The organism is Parvibacter caecicola (assembly GCF_003725335.1).
GTDB classification, from domain to species: domain Bacteria; phylum Actinomycetota; class Coriobacteriia; order Coriobacteriales; family Eggerthellaceae; genus Parvibacter; species Parvibacter caecicola.
The window spans coordinates 1-1696 of the sequence record NZ_QIBY01000039.1; the positions used below are offsets into that span (position 1 = coordinate 1).

Annotated in this window: 2 protein-coding genes; one reads left to right on the forward strand and one right to left on the reverse strand. The window is 62.6% G+C overall.

From position 1 onward, the window contains the following. Positions 1–281: hypothetical protein (locus DMP11_RS10340; protein ID WP_235869448.1), on the forward strand; the 281-nt coding region annotated here is incomplete at its 5' end. A 117-nt stretch (positions 282–398) separates the two neighbouring features. Here DMP11_RS10340 and DMP11_RS10050 read toward each other — a convergent pair. Next, positions 399–1022, reverse strand: a complete 624-nt coding sequence (locus tag DMP11_RS10050) for a SanA/YdcF family protein (protein WP_211236184.1) — start codon at positions 1020–1022, stop codon at positions 399–401. Positions 1023–1696: the final 674 nt, after the last annotated feature.

Here is a 1696-nt window from a genome sequence, read left to right on the forward strand (position 1 = left end):
TGCTGGTGGCGGCCGGCCTGTTCGCCATCGCCGCCATCTTCTGCAAGCGCGTGCAGCTGCTGGTGGGCGGCTTCCAGGTGGCCAACATCGACTGGCCCGCCGTGCTGACCCCCTACACCGTCACCGATTGGCAGGGCAACATGGCGACTGCCTACCAGGGCATGGTCTACTGGCCCACCCCGCTGGAGCTCGGCATCGCCCTCGGGGTCGTCGGCCTGTCCTTCCTCATCTTCTTCCTGGGCCTCAAGCTCCTGCCCCTCAGGCCCGCCGGCCGGGAGTAGCCCTCCGAGGGCGTGGCAGCATGACAGGGGACGGGGATGGCGTCAGGTTTCCCCGTCCGCCCTGCCTTCCGGGAGCATCCCTCGGAAACCTGACGCCATCCCCGTCCCCTGTCACGCTTAATAAGTGGGCTGCGACTGCAGAATGGACGTTACGAAATCCTTGCTGCGCGCCAGCACTTCTCTTTGGTCCCGGGGCGCCTGGTTTGCGTAAGGGCGCAAGTCCGCGGCTACACCGTAGGCGTCCAAGCCCAGAGCATTTGCGATGTAGAGCGCCCGATAAAGATGGTACTCCTGCGAGACGACAATTATCCGCTTTGCCCCGAACACATTGCGGGCACGATACATGCTTTCGTAGGTGGAGAAGCCGGCATGATCCATGAACACGTCGCCCACCGGCACTCCGGCTTCAACGGCCACCGTGCGCATGGTGTTCACCTCGTCGTAGCCTTCCCGTCCATGGTCGCCGCTCATGAGCAGCTTTGGCGCGGCATGGCTTTGGTAAAGGTTGACGCCCTGGGTAACGCGGTCGGCGAGCATAGGGCTCGGCTGCCCGTCTGGGTTCACCCCGCAGCCTAAAACCAGCACGCAGTCGACAGAGCTTAGGGTCGCGGCCTCTTGGGTGGTCAAAATGCGCTCAGCGGTAGAGTTGCGCACGTGGGCATCTATGGAAAACACCCCCACAACACAAAGTACCGCCAGCACCAGCGTACCAGCTGCGATCCGTTTCAGCCAGGTCTTCATGGGCCGCCTTTCTTGAGTTTCTACAAGTATATTCATCGGTCAATTGGAGCTGGCGAAAGCTAAGGAAAATATAGGGCTTAGATCTTCCTCGAACCGGTCGGGGGGGCGGGCGTGTGGACCTGGGGCCGCTTGGCCGTGCAGGGTTGCTTCGAGCGCGGGCACAGCTCTGAAAAAGGGCGGGTTTTGTCACGGGGCGGCGGAAATGCGGCAAACCCCCCGGTTTCTCCGAGTTCCGGACGGGCCCGGAAAATGCCCCGAACCCCTGAACTGGGAAAACGCCGCATTGGCGAGATGGCGCCCGAAAAAGCAACTCGGAACAAACCTGGTTTTTGTCACCAAAACGCCCCGCGATGGCAAAACGCCCCTTTTTTCCGAGCGCCTCTGGGCGCGGCTCACATTCGGACGGGCCGGGTGCGTTGTGAGCCTGCACACATTGAAGAAATGGTTGGAATTGCCGCCAATTCCAACCAATTTGAGGTTTCAGGGTTTGGATGTTGCGTGTCGGGTGTTCGCTCCCCGCCGCGCCCCTCGGCCCGGGCCCTAGGCCACGATCTGGGTGCCGGTGAGGCCCTTGAGCCCCTGGGCGGCCTTGTCCAGGCTGGTGATGAGCGCCGTGCCCTCCGGGTAGGCCTCCAGGTACTCGATGCAGGCCTCCACCTTCGGCAGCATGGAGC

Excerpts from the sequence above, each read along its gene's own strand:
- DMP11_RS10050 (WP_211236184.1), bottom strand. The coding sequence starts at position 1,022 with ATGAAGACCTGGCTGAAACGGATCGCAGCTGGTACGCTGGTGCTGGCG.